Source organism: Pseudomonas sp. UBA5706 (assembly GCF_002419965.1).
Taxonomy (GTDB): Bacteria; Pseudomonadota; Gammaproteobacteria; order Pseudomonadales; family Pseudomonadaceae; genus Aquipseudomonas.
Map to the genome: position 1 here is coordinate 18463 of NZ_DIHC01000048.1, position 364 is coordinate 18826.

Consider the following 364-nt stretch of genomic DNA (forward strand, 5'->3'; position numbering starts at 1 on the left):
GGAGCGAGCTTGCTCGCGATCTGGCGCAAAGCGCCAGTAAAACCAGCCCCCTCGGTTGTGTCAGACCGATCGCATTCTCAGGGACGTGCTGCCGGTCCCCGGCAGATCGCGAGCAAGCTCGCTCCTACGGCCTGCGGCCAGAATCAAAGGCGCTGGGTGCACCCACTTCGAAAACACGAATTTGGCTCGAAAACACGAATTTAGCTCGATAGCAAGAATGTGGCTCGACAGCACGAATTGGCTTGATGCGCACTGCTTCTGCCCGAAGGGCGTAGGAGCGAGCTTGCTCGCGATCTGGCGTGAAGCGCCAGTGAAACCAGCCCCCTCGGTTGTGCCAGACCGCCCTCATTCTCAGGATGTGCTG